The sequence below is a fragment of the Thermomicrobium sp. 4228-Ro genome (assembly GCF_026241205.1).
Taxonomy (GTDB): Bacteria; Chloroflexota; Chloroflexia; order Thermomicrobiales; family Thermomicrobiaceae; genus Thermomicrobium.
The window spans coordinates 1565515-1584495 of sequence record NZ_JAPFQM010000001.1; the positions used below are offsets into that span (position 1 = coordinate 1565515).

At 65.6% G+C, this 18981-nt stretch carries 19 protein-coding genes; 16 read left to right on the forward strand and 3 right to left on the reverse strand.

The window, feature by feature from the left end:
• Positions 1-9 precede the first annotated feature (9 nt).
• Together cax and pyrE are read left to right on the forward strand one after the other, a co-directional pair.
• A complete protein-coding gene (gene cax, locus OO015_RS07385) occupies positions 10-1041 on the forward strand; it encodes a calcium/proton exchanger (protein WP_265940593.1) in 1032 nt (343 codons plus the stop codon).
• Positions 1042-1100: 59 nt separating this feature from the next.
• Positions 1101-1724: an orotate phosphoribosyltransferase gene (gene pyrE, locus OO015_RS07390; RefSeq protein ID WP_265940594.1), complete on the forward strand. Its 624-nt coding sequence runs from the start codon at positions 1101-1103 to the stop codon at positions 1722-1724.
• Here the strand turns inward: pyrE and ligA are convergent.
• Entirely contained in the window at positions 1713-3806 is a 2094-nt protein-coding gene (gene ligA, locus OO015_RS07395; RefSeq protein WP_265940595.1) for an NAD-dependent DNA ligase LigA, read from the reverse strand. The genes pyrE and ligA overlap by 12 nt on opposite strands.
• Positions 3807-3905: 99 nt before the next feature.
• Here ligA and OO015_RS07400 point away from each other — a divergent pair, with 99 nt between their 5' ends.
• From OO015_RS07400 to OO015_RS07440, 9 genes are all read left to right on the forward strand, one after another.
• Positions 3906-5876: an exonuclease domain-containing protein gene (locus tag OO015_RS07400; protein WP_265940596.1), complete on the forward strand. Its 1971-nt coding sequence runs from the start codon at positions 3906-3908 to the stop codon at positions 5874-5876.
• The gene (locus OO015_RS07405; protein WP_265940597.1) at positions 5873-6523 is read left to right on the forward strand and encodes a uracil-DNA glycosylase; all 651 of its coding nucleotides are present in this window, start codon (positions 5873-5875) and stop codon (positions 6521-6523) included. Before OO015_RS07400 ends, OO015_RS07405 begins: the two co-directional genes overlap by 4 nt.
• A 49-nt stretch (positions 6524-6572) precedes the next feature.
• On the forward strand, positions 6573-8813 hold the full coding sequence (locus tag OO015_RS07410; RefSeq protein WP_265940598.1) for an FtsK/SpoIIIE family DNA translocase: 2241 nt from the start codon (positions 6573-6575) through the stop codon (positions 8811-8813).
• A 70-nt stretch (positions 8814-8883) separates the two neighbouring features.
• A complete protein-coding gene (gene recR / locus OO015_RS07415) occupies positions 8884-9495 on the forward strand; it encodes a recombination mediator RecR (RefSeq protein WP_416236571.1) in 612 nt (203 codons plus the stop codon).
• Between the two features lie 22 nt (positions 9496-9517).
• On the forward strand, positions 9518-10501 hold the full coding sequence (locus OO015_RS07420; protein WP_265940600.1) for a hypothetical protein: 984 nt from the start codon (positions 9518-9520) through the stop codon (positions 10499-10501).
• A 44-nt stretch (positions 10502-10545) separates the two neighbouring features.
• Complete coding sequence (locus OO015_RS07425; RefSeq protein ID WP_265940601.1) at positions 10546-12240, forward strand: R3H domain-containing nucleic acid-binding protein; 1695 nt, start codon at positions 10546-10548, stop codon at positions 12238-12240.
• Complete coding sequence (tmk, locus tag OO015_RS07430) at positions 12237-12869, forward strand: dTMP kinase (protein WP_265940602.1); 633 nt, start codon at positions 12237-12239, stop codon at positions 12867-12869. Before OO015_RS07425 ends, tmk begins: the two co-directional genes overlap by 4 nt.
• 8 nt (positions 12870-12877) lie before the next feature.
• Entirely contained in the window at positions 12878-13210 is a 333-nt protein-coding gene (locus tag OO015_RS07435; protein WP_416236595.1) for a cyclic-di-AMP receptor, read from the forward strand.
• 22 nt (positions 13211-13232) lie between these two features.
• Positions 13233-13859 carry a zinc ribbon domain-containing protein gene (locus OO015_RS07440; RefSeq protein ID WP_265940604.1) on the forward strand — a complete coding sequence of 209 codons (627 nt, stop codon included), beginning with the start codon at positions 13233-13235 and terminating at the stop codon, positions 13857-13859.
• Here OO015_RS07440 and OO015_RS07445 read toward each other — a convergent pair.
• On the reverse strand, positions 13845-14705 hold the full coding sequence (locus OO015_RS07445; protein WP_265940605.1) for an NAD(+)/NADH kinase: 861 nt from the start codon (positions 14703-14705) through the stop codon (positions 13845-13847). The genes OO015_RS07440 and OO015_RS07445 overlap by 15 nt on opposite strands.
• Before the next feature lie 96 nt (positions 14706-14801).
• On the opposite strand from OO015_RS07445, the gene OO015_RS07450 reads away from it, so the two are divergent.
• Genes OO015_RS07450 through OO015_RS07460 form a run of 3 tightly spaced genes read left to right on the forward strand, consistent with a single transcriptional unit; the run spans position 14802 to position 17096 of the window.
• Positions 14802-15443 carry a bifunctional 4-hydroxy-2-oxoglutarate aldolase/2-dehydro-3-deoxy-phosphogluconate aldolase gene (locus OO015_RS07450; protein ID WP_265940606.1) on the forward strand — a complete coding sequence of 214 codons (642 nt, stop codon included), beginning with the start codon at positions 14802-14804 and terminating at the stop codon, positions 15441-15443.
• The gene (gene recO / locus OO015_RS07455; protein WP_265940607.1) at positions 15440-16279 is read left to right on the forward strand and encodes a DNA repair protein RecO; all 840 of its coding nucleotides are present in this window, start codon (positions 15440-15442) and stop codon (positions 16277-16279) included. Before OO015_RS07450 ends, recO begins: the two co-directional genes overlap by 4 nt.
• Positions 16239-17096: a purine-nucleoside phosphorylase gene (locus OO015_RS07460; protein WP_265940608.1), complete on the forward strand. Its 858-nt coding sequence runs from the start codon at positions 16239-16241 to the stop codon at positions 17094-17096. The genes recO and OO015_RS07460 overlap by 41 nt, the downstream gene beginning before the upstream one ends.
• Positions 17097-17117: 21 nt before the next feature.
• Here the strand turns inward: OO015_RS07460 and smpB are convergent, their stop codons facing one another.
• Positions 17118-17600, reverse strand: a complete 483-nt coding sequence (gene smpB, locus OO015_RS07465; RefSeq protein ID WP_265940609.1) for an SsrA-binding protein SmpB — start codon at positions 17598-17600, stop codon at positions 17118-17120.
• A gap of 104 nt (positions 17601-17704) precedes the next feature.
• Between smpB and OO015_RS07470 the strand changes: the two genes are divergently transcribed.
• Together OO015_RS07470 and OO015_RS07475 are read left to right on the forward strand one after the other, a co-directional pair.
• Positions 17705-18496, forward strand: coding sequence for a class I SAM-dependent methyltransferase (locus OO015_RS07470; RefSeq protein WP_265940610.1), 792 nt, complete (start codon positions 17705-17707; stop codon positions 18494-18496).
• Between the two features lie 28 nt (positions 18497-18524).
• A complete protein-coding gene (locus OO015_RS07475) occupies positions 18525-18980 on the forward strand; it encodes a dTDP-4-dehydrorhamnose 3,5-epimerase family protein (RefSeq protein ID WP_265940611.1) in 456 nt (151 codons plus the stop codon).
• Position 18981: the final 1 nt, after the last annotated feature.

Here is an 18981-nt window from a genome sequence, read left to right on the forward strand (position 1 = left end):
GGGGGGGCGATGCGCTGGTGGATCGTGGGTCTCGCGCTCGTTCCTGTAGCCCTGATACTGGAACTCCTGCATGCGCCGCCGCTGGCGGTTCTCCTGGCCGCCGCGGCGGCCTTGGTCCCGCTCGCAGCACTGCTCGGTCGAGCGACCGAAGAAGTGGCCGCACGCACCGGGCCACTCGTCGGTGGCCTCCTGAATTCGACGCTCGGGAACGCAGCGGAACTCATCATCGCCCTGGCGGCGCTGCGGGCTGGCCTGCACGAACTGGTGAAGGCGTCGATCTCGGGCTCGATCCTCGGGAACCTTCTCCTGATCCTCGGGGCGAGCCTGCTCGTCGGCGGCCTGCGACACGGGATGCAGCAGTTCGATGCGCAGCTGGCTGGGGTCAGCGCGACGATGATGACCCTCGCGGTGGTCCTCTTGCTCGTCCCTGGGCTCTTCACGCTCGGCCCCACACCGGTGCACGGCGATGCGGTCGAGTGGATGAGTATCGGACTCGCCATCGTCCTCGCGGTGATCTATGGACTCTATGTGCTCTACATCGTGCGCCGTGGTGGCCCGGTTCTCGAGCACGCGCACGCCAGCTGGTCGCTCCGGCGTGGCATCGTCGTGCTGGCGCTGGCGACGATCGGCGTCGTGGTGATGAGCGAGGTGCTGGTCGGGGCAGTCGAGCCGGTCGTCGCAGCCACCGGGATCTCGGAGTTTTTTCTCGGTGTCGTGCTCGTGCCGCTCGTCGGCAATGTCGCCGAGCACTTCGTGGCGGTGCAGGTCGCTGGGCGGAATCAGATGGATCTGAGTCTCAATATCGCCTATGGGTCGAGCCTGCAAGTTGCATTACTGGTGACGCCAGTACTCATCGGCGCAAGTCTCTTGACCAGCCAGCCGATGTCGCTCGTCTTCAATGTGTACGAACTCGTGGCCTTGCTCGGCGCCGCCCTCGTTTCGACGCTGATCGCGCTCGACGGACGCTCGCACTGGCTCGAAGGTGCGATGTTGCTCGCGGTCTACGCTGGCCTGGGGGTGGGCTTTTTCTTCCTCCCCTGATTGGCGCTCGGGCGCATACAGGCAGCTTGATGGAGAGGCAGCGCGCGTGGAGGGAACCGATGGTTCGGATCCTGGCAGATGCACAGCACACGGCCGAGTTCATCGAGCTCTTGCGGCAGGTCGGTGCGCTCCTCGAGGGTCACTTTCTCCTGGCTTCGGGACGCCACAGCGACCGCTACGTGGAGAAGTTCGCCCTCTTGCGCTGGCCACGCCGGGTGGAACAGGTCTGCCGGGATCTGCTGGAGGGACTCCCCTGGTCGGGGATCGACGCCGTGGTGGGTCCGACGACCGGGGGCATCCTGCTCGCTTACGAGTGCGCGCGACAGCTCGGGGTGTGGGCAGCCTATGCCGAACGAGAGAGCGAGGGAAGCAGCCGCCGCGTCTTCCGGCGCGGGACGCGCTTTCCGCCGGGTACACGTGTCCTCGTTGTCGACGACATCCTCACCACCGGCGGCTCGGTGCGCGAGACGCTGCGTGCGCTCGCTGAACACCCGGTCGACGTGGTCGGAGTCGCTGTCCTGGTCGACCGCTCGACGGAGCCTCTCGACCTCGGCGTACCGCTCGCGGCGCTCGTCCGTCTGGAGATCCCGAGTTGGCCAGCCGATGCCTGTCCACTCTGCGTGCGCGGGCTACCGCTCGTCAAACCGGGTACGACGGGAGCCCCCGAGACGTCAGCGCTCTGAGCGAGCGGCTGCCTCGACCTCGATTCCCGATTCCCGCAGCATGCGGAGCAGGTCTTCCTCGCCGAGAATCGGAACTCCGAGTTGCTGCGCTCGAGCGTATTTGCTCCCCGGCTCAGCACCAGCGAACACGAAGTCGGTCTTGCGCGAGACGCTGTCGGTGACGTGCGCGCCGGCGCGGCGCAGGAGTTCCTCAGCCTGACTGCGTGTCAGTGACTCCAGACGTCCGGTCAAGACCACCGTCTTGCCAGCGAGTGGCCCCTGTGCTGGCATAGCGGCCGGTGCTTCTACCTCGGCCATCCGCACGCCGAGTTTGCGGAAGCGCTCGATCATCTCCCGGTTCTTCGGTTCCCGGAAGAACTCGTAGACCGACTGGGCGACGGCTGGGCCGAAGCCCGGGATCTGCAGCAGCTCGTCGATCGTCGCCTCCATCAGCCGGTCGACCGACCGGAAATGCTCAGCCAGCAGCTGCGCATTCCGTTCACCGACGTGGCGAATACCGAGTGCGAAGAGGAAGCGAGCGAACGGTCGGTTCTTGCTCGCCTCGATCGCCTTTTGCAGGTTTTCGACCTTCTTGGGCCCGAAACCTTCGAGCCGGAGGACACGCTGCCAGTCGATCTCGTACAGGTCGGGGAGCGAGCGGACGATGCCGAGATCGACGAAGAGATCGGAGATCTTCTCGCCCAGTCCCTCGATGTCCATCGCGTTCCGCGAGGCGAAGTGCCGGAGCGAGGCCTTGAGTCGGGCAGGGCAGTTCGGGTTGGGGCAGTAGCGGTCGACTTCGCCTTCCAGGCGGATCGTATGTGCGCCGCAGACGGGACACTGCTGCGGAATGTCGACTGGCCGTTCGTCGCCGTCGCGGCGCTGTGGGATGGTCGCGACGACCTTCGGGATCACGTCACCTCGCCGCTGGACGACGACTGCGTCGCCGATGAGGAGGCCGAGACGCTTGATTTCTTCTTCGTTGTGCAGCGTCGCCCGCTCGACGATCACGCCGCCGATCTCGACCGGTTCCAGTATGGCAACAGGGGTGAGTTTGCCCGTACGGCCGACACTCCAGATGACCTCGCGGACGATGGTCGTCTTCTCGTGAGCCGGGAACTTGTAGGCGGCCGCACCGCGCGGCTCACGTCCGACGACGCCGAGCACCTGATACAGCGCCCGATCGTTGACCTTGATGACCACCCCATCGGCCTCGAACTCGAGCTGGTCGCGACGCTCCTGCCAGCGGTGACACTCGGCGATCACCTCGTCGACCGTCCGGCAGACTCGATAGGCGGGTACGACCGGAATCTGCAGCTGGCGCAAGAAGTCGAGTGCCTCGACATGGGTTGCGGGTGGTTCGGTTCCTTCCCAGAGCCCGATGTCCCAGGCGGCGAAGCGGAGCGGGCGGGAGGCCGTCACGCTCGGGTCGAGCTGTCGGAGCGAGCCAGCAGCAGCGTTCCGCGGATTGGCGAAGAGCGGTAGGCCTTGCTCGCCGCGCTCGCGGTTGAGTTTCTCGAAGTCGCGAATGTTCATGTACACCTCACCGCGTACCTCGAGAACGCTCGGGATCGCGACGCCGTCCGGCGGATACAGCCGCAGGGGGATCATCCGGATCGTGCGCACGTTGTTCGTGACGTCTTCGCCGGTGTAGCCGTCGCCACGCGTCGCGCCGCGGACCAGCACGCCGTCGCGGTAGAGGATCGAGACTGCCAGGCCGTCCAGCTTGGGCTCGGTCACGAATTCCACATCGCTCCGACCGCTCAAGCGGTAGACCCGTTCGGCCCAGGTGCGGATCTCCGCGTCGGAGAAGACGTTGCCGAGCGAGAGCATGGGGATCTCGTGTTGAACGGTGGCGAATCCCTCGGCCGGCGGAGCCCCGACGCGCTGCGTGGGGGAATCAGGGGTGACCAGTTCGGGATACTGCTCCTCGAGGCGACGCAGTTCGAGCATCAGCGCGTCGTATTCGGCGTCGCTGACCGTCGGGGCGTTGAGGACGTAGTACTCGTAGTTGTACCGGTGAATCAGCCGTCGCAGCTCTTCAACCCGGGCGCGTATTTCCGACGGAACACGATCCTGCGCCGCTGTCGTCCGGTCGGCCATCTCGCCCTCCCTCACCGCGGTCGTTCGCTGTCGCGCTGGCGAGTATACGGCCACGTACGGTCGGGTACCATACCTGGGGGTGCGGGTGAGGAGCCAGGGATGGCCAGCGAGCCGGTTTCGAGCGCCTACGATCGATTGCGAGGCCGCGCGCGGGAAATCCTGCTCGGCAACGGTGGTATCGCCAGCGAGGAGCAGCTCGTCGAGGCCCTCTTCGGATCGGTCGGGAATCGGCGCTTGTGGGCTCCGTTCCTCGCGCAGCTGCTCGCGAGCGAAGAGGATCTGGTGCGCCGAGCCGACGGGACATGGGCGTTGCGCCACCGTCCGGTCGCGCTCGATGAGTGCTGGCCGCGGACATTCGTGGCCGTCGACGTCGAAACGACCGGTCTTCGCCCCACCCGGCACCGGGTGATCGAGATCGGTGCCGCGCGCTTCGAGGAAGGGCGCTGTGTCGAGCGCTTTTCGGTCCTGGTGAACCCGCAGCGGCGACTGCCTTCCTACATCGTCCGGCTGACCGGGATTCGCGACGAGGACCTGCTCACGGCTGTCCCGTTCGCCGATGTCGCGGCGGCGCTGCGCGCGTTCTTGGGAGACAGCGTGATTATTGGCTACAACCTCGGATTCGATCTCGATTTCCTGAACTTCGAGTTGCGCCGACTGGGCCAGGGACCGCTCGCGAATCCGGCCCTCGATGTGCTGCCGCTCGCTCGAGCGCTCTTACCAGGAAACGGTCGCTTCGATCTCGACTCGGTCTGTCGCAGCCTCGGGATCGAGCGGGTGATCCGGCACCGTGCCTTGCCGGATGCCGAAGCGACGGCAGCGCTTTACTTGCGGCTCATCGAACGTGCGGAAGCGGCCGGGCTGCGCGTGCCCGGTGACGTGCCGTCGCCACCGGTGCAGCGTCCCATCGTCGTCGAAGCGGTCGCCCGTGGCCGAGCGGTTCTGGATCGCGCGTTGCTGGACGGTGTGCCCGAATCGCCTGGGGTGTATCTGATGCGGGACGGCCTGGGGCGAGTCCTCTACGTGGGCAAGGCGCGCAACCTGCGGCAACGGCTCCGCTCCTACTTCGCGCAACCGCTCGGTTACACGCGCAAGATGGACGGTCTCCTGGAGTCGGTGGCCGAACTCGAGACGGTCGTCGTCGGTTCGGAGCTGGAAGCATTGTTGCTCGAAAGCCAGTTCATCCAGCGCTACAAGCCGCCCTACAATACACAGCTTCGCAACCATGAGGCGTACCCGTACGTGAAGGTCGAGCTCGGGCGCCCCTGGCCACGGATCGTCCTGGCGCGCGAGCGCGGCGACGACGGTGCCGTGTACGTCGGACCGTTCCGGAGCACGGCGGCGGCGCGAGCGGTCGTGGAGCTCTTGCACACAGTCCTGCCGTTGCGGACATGCCATCGGTCGTTTCGGGACGCCCGTTCCTACGGGCGTCCGTGTCTGCAGCTGACGCTCGGCCGCTGCATCGGTCCCTGCACGGGGCGAGTCGATCCGGATGCCTACCGTGCCCTCGTCGACGCGGCGCTCCGCTACCTGAATGGAGAGACCGAGGCGATCGTCGCCCGTGTGCAGCAGCTTCTGGTCGACGCTGCCGAGCGACTCGACTTCGAGCGTGCGGCACGACTGCGCGATCTCCTGCGACGCAGCCAGGAACTCGTCATCGCACATCGTCTGGTGCGGGACTCACTGACCGCGCGCCCATGCCTGATCGTGACTCCCTGCCCGGAGACCGGGGGCCGCGCCTTTCTCCTGGTCGTCGGCGGTCGGTTGTGGGCACGAGTCGTCGCGGCCTGCGAAGAAACGGACGAAGACGTCGCAGCGCGCTTGCGGGCTGCGTGGGAGCGTGCACGGGCGGCTCCACCGTGGCTCCTGGATCAGGAGACGCTCGATGCAGCCTCGATCGTCGCACGCTGGCTGCGCGAGCATCAGGACGATCCGACCGTCATCCAGCTGGATGAGCCGATCGACTGGTGCGCGGTCGTTCGCTACGCCCGTGGGCTACCGGTGACTGCGCTGGCGGTGCATGCGCCGGTTCGGAAAGAGGACGTCAGCACGAGTGAGAGGAGCGCGAAGTGAGCGAGGAGCGGAGAGAAGCGCAGGAGCGGAGCGTCGAGGAGCGCCTGGAGGAGATCGCAGCGCGGGTGCGAGCTTGTACCCGCTGTGATCTCTGGCGTACGCGGACACAGGCGGTACCGGGCGAAGGGAATCCACGCGCGGAGGTCATGTTCATCGGGGAGGCCCCGGGGTATCACGAAGACCGGCAGGGGCGCCCGTTCGTCGGTGCCGCTGGCCAGTTCCTCAACGAACTGCTCCAGCGAGCAGGCTTGCGCCGCGAGGAGGTGTATATCACGAACGTCGTGAAGTGCCGGCCGCCGGGGAATCGCGATCCGTTGCCCGACGAGATCGCGGCCTGCGCGCCGTATCTCGACGAGCAGCTGGCCGTGATTCGTCCACGCATCATCGTCACGCTCGGTCGGTACTCGATGGCCCGCTGGTTCCCGAACGAGAAGATCTCGCGCATTCACGGGCAAGCTCGCCGGATCGGTGAGTACGTGGTCGTGCCGATGTACCATCCCGCAGCAGCCTTGCACCAGCCCGCACTCAAAGAGCTCGTCGAGAAGGATTTCGAGAAGCTCGGTGAGATCCTCGCCCAGGTCCGTGCCGAGACGACCACGGCTGACGCGCAACCGGAAGAACAGCCACAGCAGATGCGCCTCTTCTGAGACGTTGCTATACTCCGTACGGACACGCGAACGGACGCGGGAGGAAGCGATGGCGCGAGGGCGGTCGCAAGGGCGAAAGCGGGGCGAGGCGCGCGAGGTGCGATCGGAGAGAGGCGGGAGTCAGCTGCTCCCATGGTTACTCGGGCGCGTGGCGCGTGGACTCGCTCACGTGCCGCGCCGGCTGCCCCGCGACCTCGCTGGCCTCTTCCTCGCGACGCTCGGTGTTCTGCTGGCGCTCGCCTTGTTCGGTGCCGAGCAGCGAACGGGGCTGATCGGTCTGGTTGCGGAAGCCTGCCGCTGGCTGTTCGGGCGTGGCGCGATCGTAGTGCCGCTGGTTTTCTTCTGGGGAGCCCTGGAACTCCTGGCAGCGCAGAGCCGGCAGGCGACGCTGCGGCGGGCGTTGGGGATATTCCTATACATCGCCGGTGCCGTTGCGTTGCTCGATGCACGAGCCGTGGATCGGGTCGAGGAGGCGGGTGGGTACCTCGGTGCCGGGGTCGCAGCCGTGTTGCGGCTGATCGGTGGGGAGATCGGTTTCGGAGTGCTGGCTCTGGTGCTCGGGGTAGCCGGGGTGACTCTCTTCGCTGGAGTGGACCTCCGCACGCTCGGTCAGGGAACGGCTCGTGTCGCGAGACTGCTCGGAGCAGTGCGGTCGTGGCGGCCTCCGGTTCAGGAAGGAGAGCAGCAGTCGCCTTCCCGAGGATCGGAACGAGAGGGGGCGGTCGACACGACGGAGTTCGCGATGACGCGCCCGGTGATCGCGGCGACTCGCCACACCGGATCAGCGCGGGCGCGGAATCGGCGCGGGGGTGGCGGAAGGAGCGGGCGAGGCGAGTCTGTGGTGGCCACCGGGGCTGAGGACACCGCGCCGGAAGCCGCGGGTAATCCGATCGGCGGTGATGACGTGCTACCCGATATCAGCCGCCTGCAGCAATACGCGACGAGTCTGCCGGATGCGGAGGAACTGGAGCGGAAAGCGGCGATCATCCAGGAAACGCTGGCGAATTTCCGAGTGGATGCCCGGGTGCGGGAAATCTATCCTGGCCCAGCGGTGACGTTGTTCACGCTCGAGCCTGGGCCGGGCGTCAAGGTGCGGCGTATCACCGAACTCCAGAACGATCTCGCACTCGCGCTCGCGGCACCAGCGATCCGGATCGAAGCACCGGTTCCGGGCATGGCGCGTGTCGGCATCGAGGTGCCGAATGCGGCGATTTCGACCGTCGGCTTGCGCGAGGTGCTGGAGTCCCCGGCGTTCCAGCGCTCGCGGGCGCGCCTCCCGCTCGCACTCGGCCGCGACGTGCACGGGGAGTATGTGGTTGCCGATCTCACGCGCATGCCGCATCTCTTGATCGCTGGTGCGACCGGATCAGGAAAGTCGGTCTGCATCAATGGCATCATCGCGACGTTTCTCCTCACCCGGCGGCCGGACGAGCTGCAAATGCTCCTGATCGATCCGAAGAAGGTGGAACTGGCTGGCTACGATGGAGTGCCGCATCTGAAACGGCCGGTCGTCACCGACATGGGGCTGGTGGTCGGAGCGCTGCGGCGGGTGCTCCAGGAGATGGAGCGCCGTTATGAACGCTTCGCCCAGCTGGGGGTACGGAATCTGGAGGGGTACCGGCTGCGACGCGAGGAGGATCCCTCGCTCGAGCCGCTTCCGTACCTCGTGGTGATCATCGACGAGCTGGCTGACCTCATGCTGACGACGCCCGATGAAGTGGAGACGCTCCTCGTCCGGTTGGCCCAGATGGCGCGCGCGACCGGTATCCACCTCCTCATCGCGACGCAGCGGCCATCCGTGGACGTTCTGACCGGTCTCATCAAAGCCAATGTGCCGGCCCGGATCGCGTTCGCGGTGACGTCGCAGACCGATAGCCGCGTCATCCTCGACATGCCCGGGGCCGAACGCCTGCTCGGGCGCGGCGACATGCTCTATCTGCCACCGGACGCTCCCCGGCCGCTCCGGATTCAAGGCTCGTTCATCGATGACCGCGATCTGGAATACGTCGTCGATCACTGGCGCCGGCTGTACCCCGTGCCCCAGTACGACCCGACCTGGCTCGACCTCGAAGAGGCCACTACGGAGCCGACGCACGCCGAGGATCCGCTCCTCGAGCAGGCTCGGCAACTGGTTCGCCAACTCGGGGCAGCCTCGACGTCATTGCTCCAGCGTCGCCTTCGGATCGGGTACAACCGGGCAGCGCGCATCATGGAGCAACTGGAGGCCGAAGGGATCGTCGGCCCGGCCGATGGCGCGCGTGGGCGCATGGTGTACCTCGGGGAGGACTGACCCGGAGGACAGGTGAGCAGTCTGGTATACTGGTGAGTGTGAACGCACGTTTTGCCGGGCGGCGACCGAGGTGATTGTGCGCACGAGAGGGCCGGCCGAGCCGATCGCTCGGCTCATCGACGAGTTCGCGAAGCTTCCCGGAATCGGTCCGAAGACGGCATCGCGCTTGGCCTACCACCTGTTGCGGAGCCCACGCGAGGAGGCGTTGGCACTCGCGCAGGCGATCATCGAAGTCAAGGAGCGTGTCCAATTCTGCTCGCGATGCTTCAATCTGACCGACACCGATCCCTGTCCGATCTGCGTCGATCCGGCTCGCGATCAGCAGACGATCTGTGTCGTCGAAGATCCGTTGGACGTGCTCGCGCTCGAGCGAACTGGCGCGTACCACGGCGTCTACCATGTGCTGCATGGTGTGATCTCGCCGGTTGACGGGATCGGTCCCGAGCGCCTGCGGATTCGGGAGCTTCTCGAGCGCGTGCAGCGAGAGCGTCCGAGCGAGGTGATCCTGGCACTGAATCCGAACATCGAAGGTGACGCGACAGCGATGTACCTGGCGCGGCAGCTCATCCCGCTCGGTGTGACCGTGACCCGGCCAGCGAGTGGTCTGCCCGTGGGGGGCGATCTGGAGTACGCCGATGAGGTAACGCTCGGACGAGCTCTGGCTGGGCGACGCGCGCTGTAACAGCGCGGGAGGGGGCCGCACCGTGTTCTGGCGACGGAACCTCACGACCACGATTTCGAATCCACCGGGCGGTTCTCGAGTGCTCAGCGGCGATCTCGTGGGGCTGCCAGCGGTGTTCCAGCCCCCGTTGATCCGCGGGCTCATCGGCGCAGCGCTCCGCTCGACGAGCGAGCGTCTGTTTCTCCTCCGGGGGCAGCCTGCGGTGTTCGCGCAGGTGGTCGCCGAGCCGAGTCATGACCACTGGTTCGTCGCGCGCCTGGTCGTGCCGCCGGAGAAACTGGAACGTGGAGTGGATCTGCTCGAGGCGATCGCTCACGAGGCCGGAGCGCACGGTGTGATCCGTCTCCATACGCTCGTGGCTGATCAGCCGGACGTCCTCGCCTGGTGGCAGGAAGCGGGCTTCACACCGTTCCGTCGTGTTGTCTTGCTGGCGGCGAGAGCACCCCTGGAAACGGGGGACCCTGAGTCATCGATCCGGGTGCAAGACACAATCGATTCCTGGGAAGTGCAGCGTCTCTACGAGCGGTCGACGCCCCGGCCGGTTCAGTATGCGGAAGCGCGGAACCGCGCGACCTGGCAGATCGGTCGGCGGGCTGGTTGGCGGATCCGTGGATTTCTCTTCACTGGAGAGGCCGGCTTGTCAGCGTACTGCCGCGTGCGCTCGCGCCGGCACCGGCATGTGATCGAGTTCCTCGCTGACGACCAGGCAGTGGAGGATGCCGTCCGGCTGGTGCGCTATGCAGTCGCCCGCTGTGCTCGTCCACATGATGAGATCCTGATGATCCTTCCGGAGGACGAGTCCGCTGCGCGACCACTGCTCGAAGGGCTCGGCTTCGAACCGATCGAAGCACGAGTCTGGGTCGCGCGCTACACGGTCCGACGAGTGCGCGCTTGGAAGACAACGGAAGAAGCGGCTCGTCTGGCTGTGCTCGCCGATGCGCCACGTGTGTTGTATCGTCGTGACCGTCCGAAGGTCGCCATCATCGAACGGGTGCGACGAGACTGAACGACTCGAAGAGGAGGTCAAGTACGCGAACCGTGACGAAGGCAATGACGACAGTTCCCGCAGTGCCGGAACAGACGATCACTGACAATCTGGAGGACTTGCTGGCAGTCCTGCCGCCGGATATCGTCGAAGCGCTCCAGCAATACAACAATCCTGAGGACCGTGCGAAGTTGCTCGAGATCGTGCTCGATCTCGGTCGGCGTCCCGAAGCGCGGTTCGAGGATCGCGAGGTTTATCTCGCTGACCGCGAGATAACGCGCGAAGATATCGCGTACGTTGCCTCGCGGATCGGCCGCTTTGGGGATGACAATCGGGCTGGTATCGAACGGACACTGCACCGGATTTCGGCCATCCGGTCGCGTTCGGGCGAGATCGTCGGGTTGACCTGCCGGATCGGACGCGCGGTCTACGGTACGGTCGCGATCATCCGGGATCTGATCGAGTCCGGCGAGAGCATCTTGCTCCTGGGCCGACCGGGTGTTGGTAAGACGACGATGCTCCGCGAGACAGCACGAGTCCTCGCGGATGATCTCCGCAAGCGCGTCATCGTCGTGGATACGAGCAACGAGATCGCTGGCGACGGCGATATCCCGCACCCGGCGATCGGTCGTGCGCGCCGCATGCAGGTGCCCACACCGAGTCTCCAGCATGCGGTCATGATCGAGGCTGTCGAGAACCATATGCCCGAGGTGATCGTCATCGACGAGATCGGGACGGAACTCGAGGCTGCGGCAGCGCGGACGATCGCTGAACGGGGTGTGCAGCTGATCGGGACAGCGCACGGGAATACGCTCGAGAACATCATGATGAATCCGACTCTTTCCGACCTGATCGGCGGCATCCAGTCGGTCACGTTGAGCGACGAGGAGGCACGTCGGCGCGGCACGCAGAAGTCGATCCTCGAACGCAAGGCGCCGCCGACCTTCAGTGTCCTGGTCGAGATTCAATCCCGGAACCGGGTGGCGGTGCACCGTGACGTCGCGGCGGCGGTCGATGCGATCCTGCGCGGACAGCCGTTGCGTGTCGAGATTCGCGAGCGCAACCCGGATGGCACCGTCTCGATCTGGTACGAGGAGCTGCACGGGCAAGAGCGTCGGGCCGAGCGCTCGATGTTGCCAGCAGGACCGCGCCGAACCTACCAGCGCATACCCGGTACACCCGCGCCGTCTCGTGCCGTGACGGTCGCGGCGGAAAGCGAACCGACTCCCGCGGAGCCGGTCCGCCGGACGCTGCGACTCTTCCCGTTCGGTGTCAGCCGGAATCGGTTGGAGCAGGTGATCCGGCAGTTGATGCTCCCAGTGGAGATCGTGCGCACGCCGCGGGAAGCGGATGCGGTCGTAACGCTCAAGAACTATTTCCGGAAGCGCCCGCAGGTGTTGCGCGAAGCGGAGCAGCGCGGCGTCCCGGTCTACGTTTTACGCAGTAATACGACGCAGCAAATGGCCAATCTCTTCCGCTCGCTCTTCCCGGAACGTTTCGTCGACGAGCAGAACTGGAACTCCGACGACGGGAGCGACGATTCGCCGGACGATCGGATCGCTGCAGCGATGGAGGAAGCGGAGGCTGCCGCCTACCAGGTACTGCAGGGAACACGCGAGCGTGTCGAACTCCAGCCACAGGAAGCATGGATCCGGCGCCTCCAGCATCAGCTTGCCGAACGGTATAACCTCGCATCGCGGAGCCGGGGGCGTGAGCCCTTCCGACGTGTCGAGATCTACCGCGAGGACGAACGCTGGTGAGCTGGTTCGTCACGTTCGAGGGACCGGAAGGCGCGGGCAAGACGACGCAATGCCAGTTGCTCGCTGCGCGTCTCGAGGAGCACGGTGTCCCTGTCCTCCTCACCCGAGAACCGGGCGGTACACCGGTCGGTGAGGCGGTCCGGGAATGGTTGCTCGCCGGCGTTTCCATGCGCCCGGAGACCGAGGTTCTCCTCTTCACTGCAGCGCGCGCTGAGCACGTCTGGACGGTGATCCGTCCGGCACTAGCGAACGGGCGTTTCGTCGTGTGTGACCGATACGTCGACTCGACTCTCGCCTACCAGGGAGCCGGGCGGGGACTGGACGAGAAGTGGTTACGCGCGTTGCACCAGTTCGCGACAGGTGATCTCTGGCCCGATCTCACGATCCTGCTCGATGTGCCGATCGAGATCGGGTTGGGCCGACGACGGGCCGCTGATGCCCCGCTGACACGTTTGGATCAGGAAGTCGCGAGTTTTCACGAGCGTGTTCGTGCCTGGTACCATGCTGCCGCACAGCGAGAGCCGGCACGCTGGCTGGTCGTCGACGCCACGATGCCGGTGGAGGCAGTTGCGGACGTCGTCTGGCAGGCCGTCGAGAGGCTGCTCGCACGCGGGAGACGAGGAAAATGACGACCTCGATGAAATTGGTCATCGCTGTCGTGCAGGCCAGGGATGCCGACAAGCTGCTCGAGGCGCTTCAGGCCGAGGGGTTCCGGGCGACACGGATCAGCAGCACTGGTGGCTTCTTGCGTGAGCAGAACGTCACCGTCTTGATCGGTGTCGAGGCTGCTCGCTTGCACGATGTGCTGCGAGTGATCAAGGCCAACTGCTACACGCGGACGCAATACGTCAACCCGTTGCTCCCGATCGTCGAGTCGGGAGAGTTTTTCGTACCCCAGCCGATCGAGGTAGAAGTCGGCGGCGCCAACGTCTTCGTCGTGCCGGTTGAGCGCTTCGAGCGAGTACCGTGAGGCAGGAAGGCGGGGGAATGCGATGGAACAGGTGATCGCGCAAGCAGCGCACCTCCTCCTCGCGCTCGCCGGCGCCTACTACCTCGCACTCTGGTTCGCGCTCGTCGTGTGGACATTCCAGGATATCCAGACGCGTACCCGGAGCGTAATCGCGCAGATCTTCGCGACGCTCCTCGTCGTGCTCTTTTCGGTACCTGGTGCACTGCTCTACCTTCTGATGCGCCCCCGGGAAACACTCGATGAGCAATTCGAGCGTGCGCTGGAGGAGGAATACCTCGCTCAAGACCTCGAGACGGTTGACCGCTGTCCTGCCTGCCGCCGTCCAGTACAGGATGATTTCCAGTTCTGCCCATTCTGCCGGACGCCGCTCAAGCAGCTGTGTATCTCGTGCGGGAGGTTGTTGCGACTCGACTGGCCGAGTTGTCCCTATTGTGGCGCCGTCCAGCCGGCCGAAGAGCCGGACGTCACGGTTCGCGAGCGGCGCACACCGCTCGAAGCGGTCCAGCGCGTGCTGGAGCGGACGGTGTCGCTACGTGAGCGTCGGTCTGAGTCCTCCTTTCCGGAAGGACCGCAGTCGACTCTGCCGCCGGGCTGGTCGCGTCGCGAGGAAACGGCAGAGCCGGATACGAGCGAGCTACCGCGCGCTTGACGGAGTAGCTCGATCGTTTCCCCGGCTCGGCTGCGCTTCCGGCCGGATCTGAAAGTTGAACTTGCTCCGGAATGCCTCGTAGAAATTCGTCCCCGGCAGTACGACGAGCCGGAATGTCTGCACACCTCGGGTGATACGGACGAGGTCGCCTCGCTCGAGTGCAGACACAGCTTCTCCGTCGATGATCAAGCGCGCCTCGCGATCGCTGAGGTAGACCTGCTCGATCGTCGCGTGCTCCGGTACGACGAGCGCGATACGGATCGGGGAATGGGGGCAGATAGGCGTCACAGCGAAGCCGCGAACTCCAGCGGTCAAGACCGGACCACCGGCGGCCATGCAGTAGGCGGTACTTCCCTGTGGTGTCGCGACGATCATGCCATCCCCAGGGTAGGTATTGACGAACTGGCCATCGACGTACAGTTCGACTTCGATCAGCTGGTAGCCGGCGCGGACGACGACGTCATTGATCGCCCAGGAATCGACGAGCGTCTGACCGTGTCGTTCGAGCTGGACGGCGAGTGTCGGCCCTTCCTGAACGGTGTACCGGCCTTCGACCAGGTCCTGGAGTGCACGCTGCCAGTTCTCCCGCTCAGCCAGGGCCAGGAAGCCGACGCGCCCCACGTTGATACCGAGAATCGGGATGCCGGGGTACGAATGCGCGACACGCATGATCAGCCCGTCGCCGCCGATCGCGATGATGACGTCACGCCCCATCCACGTCTCAGCGAGCTCGCTTTCACCGACAACGTCGCACGCGTGGGCCGCGAGCCACTGCTCGATTTCCTCGGCGAGCTCCTGCGCTTCGGGCTTGCCGTGGGCTGCGACCAAGCCGAACCGTTGTGCCATCCCGTCCGCTCCTACTCCCGGCAGCCCCGGGCGGCTACACTGAGCACGGGGCGATCTTCGCGAGGAATGGTACCCGAGCAGGAGAGGGGGCGGCTCGTGACCTGGATCGAAACCTATCGGCTCATCGCCGTCATCCGTTTGGACGATCTCAGCTGCGCCGAACGACTGGCGGAGGCACTGTACGACGGGGGCGTGCGGGTTCTCGAGTTTACCTACACGAATCGTGAGGCAGGCCGGGCGATCGAACAGGTGCGGAGGCGGTTCGACGGCCTCTGCCTGGTCGGTGCCGGAACGGTCCTCGATGCCGAGACCGCGCGCCAGGCCATGCTGAGTGGTGCCCAGTTCATCGTGACGCCCACGCTGCGTCGGGAGACGATCGAGATCTGCCGCCGCTACGCGATCACGAGCGTGATCGGTGCTTTCACGCCGACCGAAATCCTCACGGCGTGGGAATGGGGCGCGGACTACATCAAGGTCAACCCGGCGAGCCTGGCGGGACCGAGTTACTTCAAGGACGTGCTCGCGCCGTTGCCCCAAGTGAAGCTCATCCCGTCCGGCGGTGTGACGCTCGAGACTGCGCCAGCGTTTCTGGCTGCCGGAGCAGTCGCCGTCGCAGTGGGTAGTCATCTCGTCGATCGCCAATTGGTGGCGCAGCAGGATTGGGCAGCGTTGCGTGAGCGTGCCCGGCGCTGGGCCGAACTCGTCGCTCGGCCGGAGCGTGGAGTCCCGGTGTCGTGAGCGAGAGCCGTCGTTCACGCGAGAGCGAGCGCATCCGGCTCTTCCGGGTGGAAGCACTGGTGCTCCGCCGGCGAGACCTGGGCGAAGCCGATCGGATCCTGACGCTCTTCACGCGAGAGGTGGGGAAGATCAGAGCAGTCGCCAAGGGAGTGCGCCGGCCGCAGAGTCGATTGGCTGGCCACCTCGATCTCTTCGCCCGGACCAACGTGCTGCTCGCCCGGGGTCGCGAGCTGGACATCGTCACCCAGGCACAGCTGGTCGAGTCGTATGCCGGTCTCCGGCAGGATCCCTGGCGGGTCGGTTGGGCAGGCTATCTCGCTGACCTCACCGATCGTGCGACGGCGGAAGGCGATCCGCAGCCGTCGTTGTATGACCTACTGGCCGAGAGTTTCCGTCTGCTCACGAGCCGGCGCGATCCGTTTCCGATCGTTCGCCGCTTCGAGATGCGGTTACTCGTCTTGCTCGGCTACCAGCCAGAACTCTTCGTCTGCCCGCGCTGCGGAAAGCGCCTCGTTCCGGGACGGCTGGCGTATGTGCCGGACCTCGGGGGTGTCGTCTGTGGCGCATGCGTGACTGAGGCGTCGTCGGAAATCCCGCTGAGTGTCGGCGCAGTGAAAGCCTTGCGTCTCCTTCTGGCTGATCGGTGGGAAGCGCTGGAGCAGCGGGCATTGAGCCAGCAACTCCGGAGCCAGATCGAAACCACGATCCAGGCTGCCCTCCGTGCGCACGTGCCGGGCCCGTTGCCGTCAGCCGAGGTAGCTGCCGTGCTCGACCGTCGTGAGGGAAGCGAGCGCGATGAGGATTCCGCTCCATCCCTGGCAGGAACGAGCAGCTGACCGCGCAGCGGAACTCGCTGCTGAGTCTGGACTCGCTCCGCTCGTTTTCGTGGTGCTCGGATCCGGCCTCGGTGCGCTCCCAGCTGGTCTCGTCGTCGAAGGGCGAGTGGTGCTGGACGAGGTGACGGGAATCGCTGCGACCGCCGTGCCAGGACACGCACGTGAGCTGGTGCTCGCGCGGTGGGACGGCGTGCCAGTCTGGCTCTGTCTCGGACGGTATCACCTCTACCAGGGATTGACGGCCGCTCAGGTGGCGGCACCGGTCGCGATGCTCGCGAAGTTGCCGGTTCGCAGTGTGCTCCTCACCAACGCGGCGGGGGGCCTGAATCCGTCCTTGAATCCGGGAGATCTGGTCCTGGTCCGCGATCACCTGGCCGTTCCCAGCCTGGCCGGCCAGCATCCGCTCGTTCCACCAGCTGGCCCGGTGCAGTTTTTCAGCTTGCGCGATGCGTACGATCCGGGTCTGCGGAGCGCGTTGCGGGCCACTGCTGCGTCCTGCGGGGTCACTCTCACGGAGGGCACCTACGCGTGGGTGGCTGGGCCGACGTTCGAAACCCCGGCTGAATTGCGTTGGCTCCGGTTGGCCGGAGCGGACGTCGTCGGGATGTCGACAGTGCCGGAAGTGATCATGGCACGAGCGCTTGGATTCCGGGTCGCAGCACTCTCGGTCGTGACCAACCGGGCAGTTCCCGAAGAGCCGCTGGTGCCGACGCACGAGGAGGTGACCGCGATCGGCGAACAGGCACGCCCGCGGTTGTTCACTCTCCTGCGAACAGCACTTCCCCGCCTGGTGGGCGACGAGCCGGCGAGCCAGTGAGCGGGCATGACAACTTACCAGTTACCAGCGTGGCCTCAGCGCGCGCTCCATCTCGCGACGGGCCTCGCGCTCGGCGATCGCCTCGCGCTTGTCGTATTGCTTCTTGCCGCGTGCTAGGCCGAGATCGACCTTCGCTAATCCCCGCCGGATGACGAGACGCAAGGGGACGAGCGTGTACCCTCGCTTTTCGAGCTTGCCGCGCAAGTAGTCGAGTTCGTGCTTGTGAACCAGAAGCTTGCGCGGTCGTGTCGGATCGTGCTGGTGCTTTCCGCTCGCGCCGGGCCAGGGGCTCACGTGCATGCCGATGAGCCAGAGTTCCCCGTCCTCGATGCGGGCATAGGCATCCCGGAGGTTGACGCGTCCAGCGCGGATGGACTTGATCTCCGATCCGGTCAGCTGGATGCCTGCCTCCAGCTCCTCTTCGATGAAGTAATCATGATAGGCTTTGCGATTGACCGCGATGACCTTCTCGTCCGCGCGGCCCTTCGCCGTTCCCTTACTCATGCTCTCTCCTAACTCGCTCCTGACTGCCGCCCCGGCGCGGCGGCGTGCTCCACGCGCCGAGCAGGTCTCGTTCCCAGTCAGTACACTGAAGCGAGGTGGTGAACGTGGACGCCTACGACGTCATCGCTGAATTTTACGATCTCGAGTTCGCCGACTTCGACACCGACGTCGATCTCTATCTGGCGTTCGCCCAACGGAGCGGCGACCCGATTCTCGAGGTGGGATGCGGGACGGGGCGACTGCTCGTTCCATTGGCCCGCGCCGGGTACACCGTGCACGGCGTCGACCGTTCTCCGGCCATGCTCGAGCGGGCTCGCCGGCGTCTCGAGCAGGAGGGGCTCACACAGGTCCGCCTCTACCAGGCCGATATGGTCGATCTCCACGAGCTTCCGGACGAGTTCTATCGCCTGGTGATCGTTGCGCTGAACGGCTTCCTCCACCTGCCTGAGCGCGAGGCGCAGCAGCGGGCGCTCCGGGAACTGCACCGCGTGCTCCGGACGGGTGGGCTGCTGGTACTCGATGTGCTCCATCCGACGCCGGAACAGCTCCGTGCGCTCGAGCAACCGCTGGCCTGGGACGGAAGCTGGCAGCTGCCCGACGGCAGCCGGCTCGATCGGTTCGCTAGTCGGTCGGTGCAGCCCGCCGAGCAGACGATCACGACCACGCTCTTCTACGATCGGACGGACGGGAAGACCGGAGCGGTCGAGCGGCGGGTGGCCACCTACACGCTCCGCTACGTCCATCGTTTCGAACTGGAGCTGCTGCTGGAAACGGCGGGGTTCGACATCGAGGCGGTGTACGGGTCGTACGACCTGGAGCCGCTGTCCGACGAAAGCCCGTCATTGCTCGTCGTCGCCCAGCGGCGGGTGGACTCGGCTATACTCGCTCGGCGTTGACGACCGTGAAACCGCGGAGGACAGTGCCGTGATCCACGGAGTGGAGATCAAGCGGTTGGTGACGCACGTCGACGAGCGTGGTTCCCTGACCGAACTGATCCGCTGTGACGATCCGTTCTTCGAGAAGTTCGGCCAGTGTTACGTGTCGGTCTCCTGGCCGGGAGTCATCCGAGCCTGGCACTGGCATAAGAAGCAGACTGACTACTTCGTCTGCATTCGCGGGATGATCAAGGTGCCACTCTTCGATCTCCGGCCAGACTCGCCGACCTATCGCGAGCTCAACGAGTTCTTTCTCGGCGACGACAACCGGATCGTCCTGAAGATCCCCCCGGGCGTCGCGCACGGCTTCAAGAATATCGGCACCGAGCCGTGCTATCTGCTCAATTTCCCCACTGAGCCCTACAACCCGGACGATCCCGACGAATACCGGTTGCCATACGATACACCGGAAATTCCGTATTCCTGGGACATCAAGTACCGCTGAC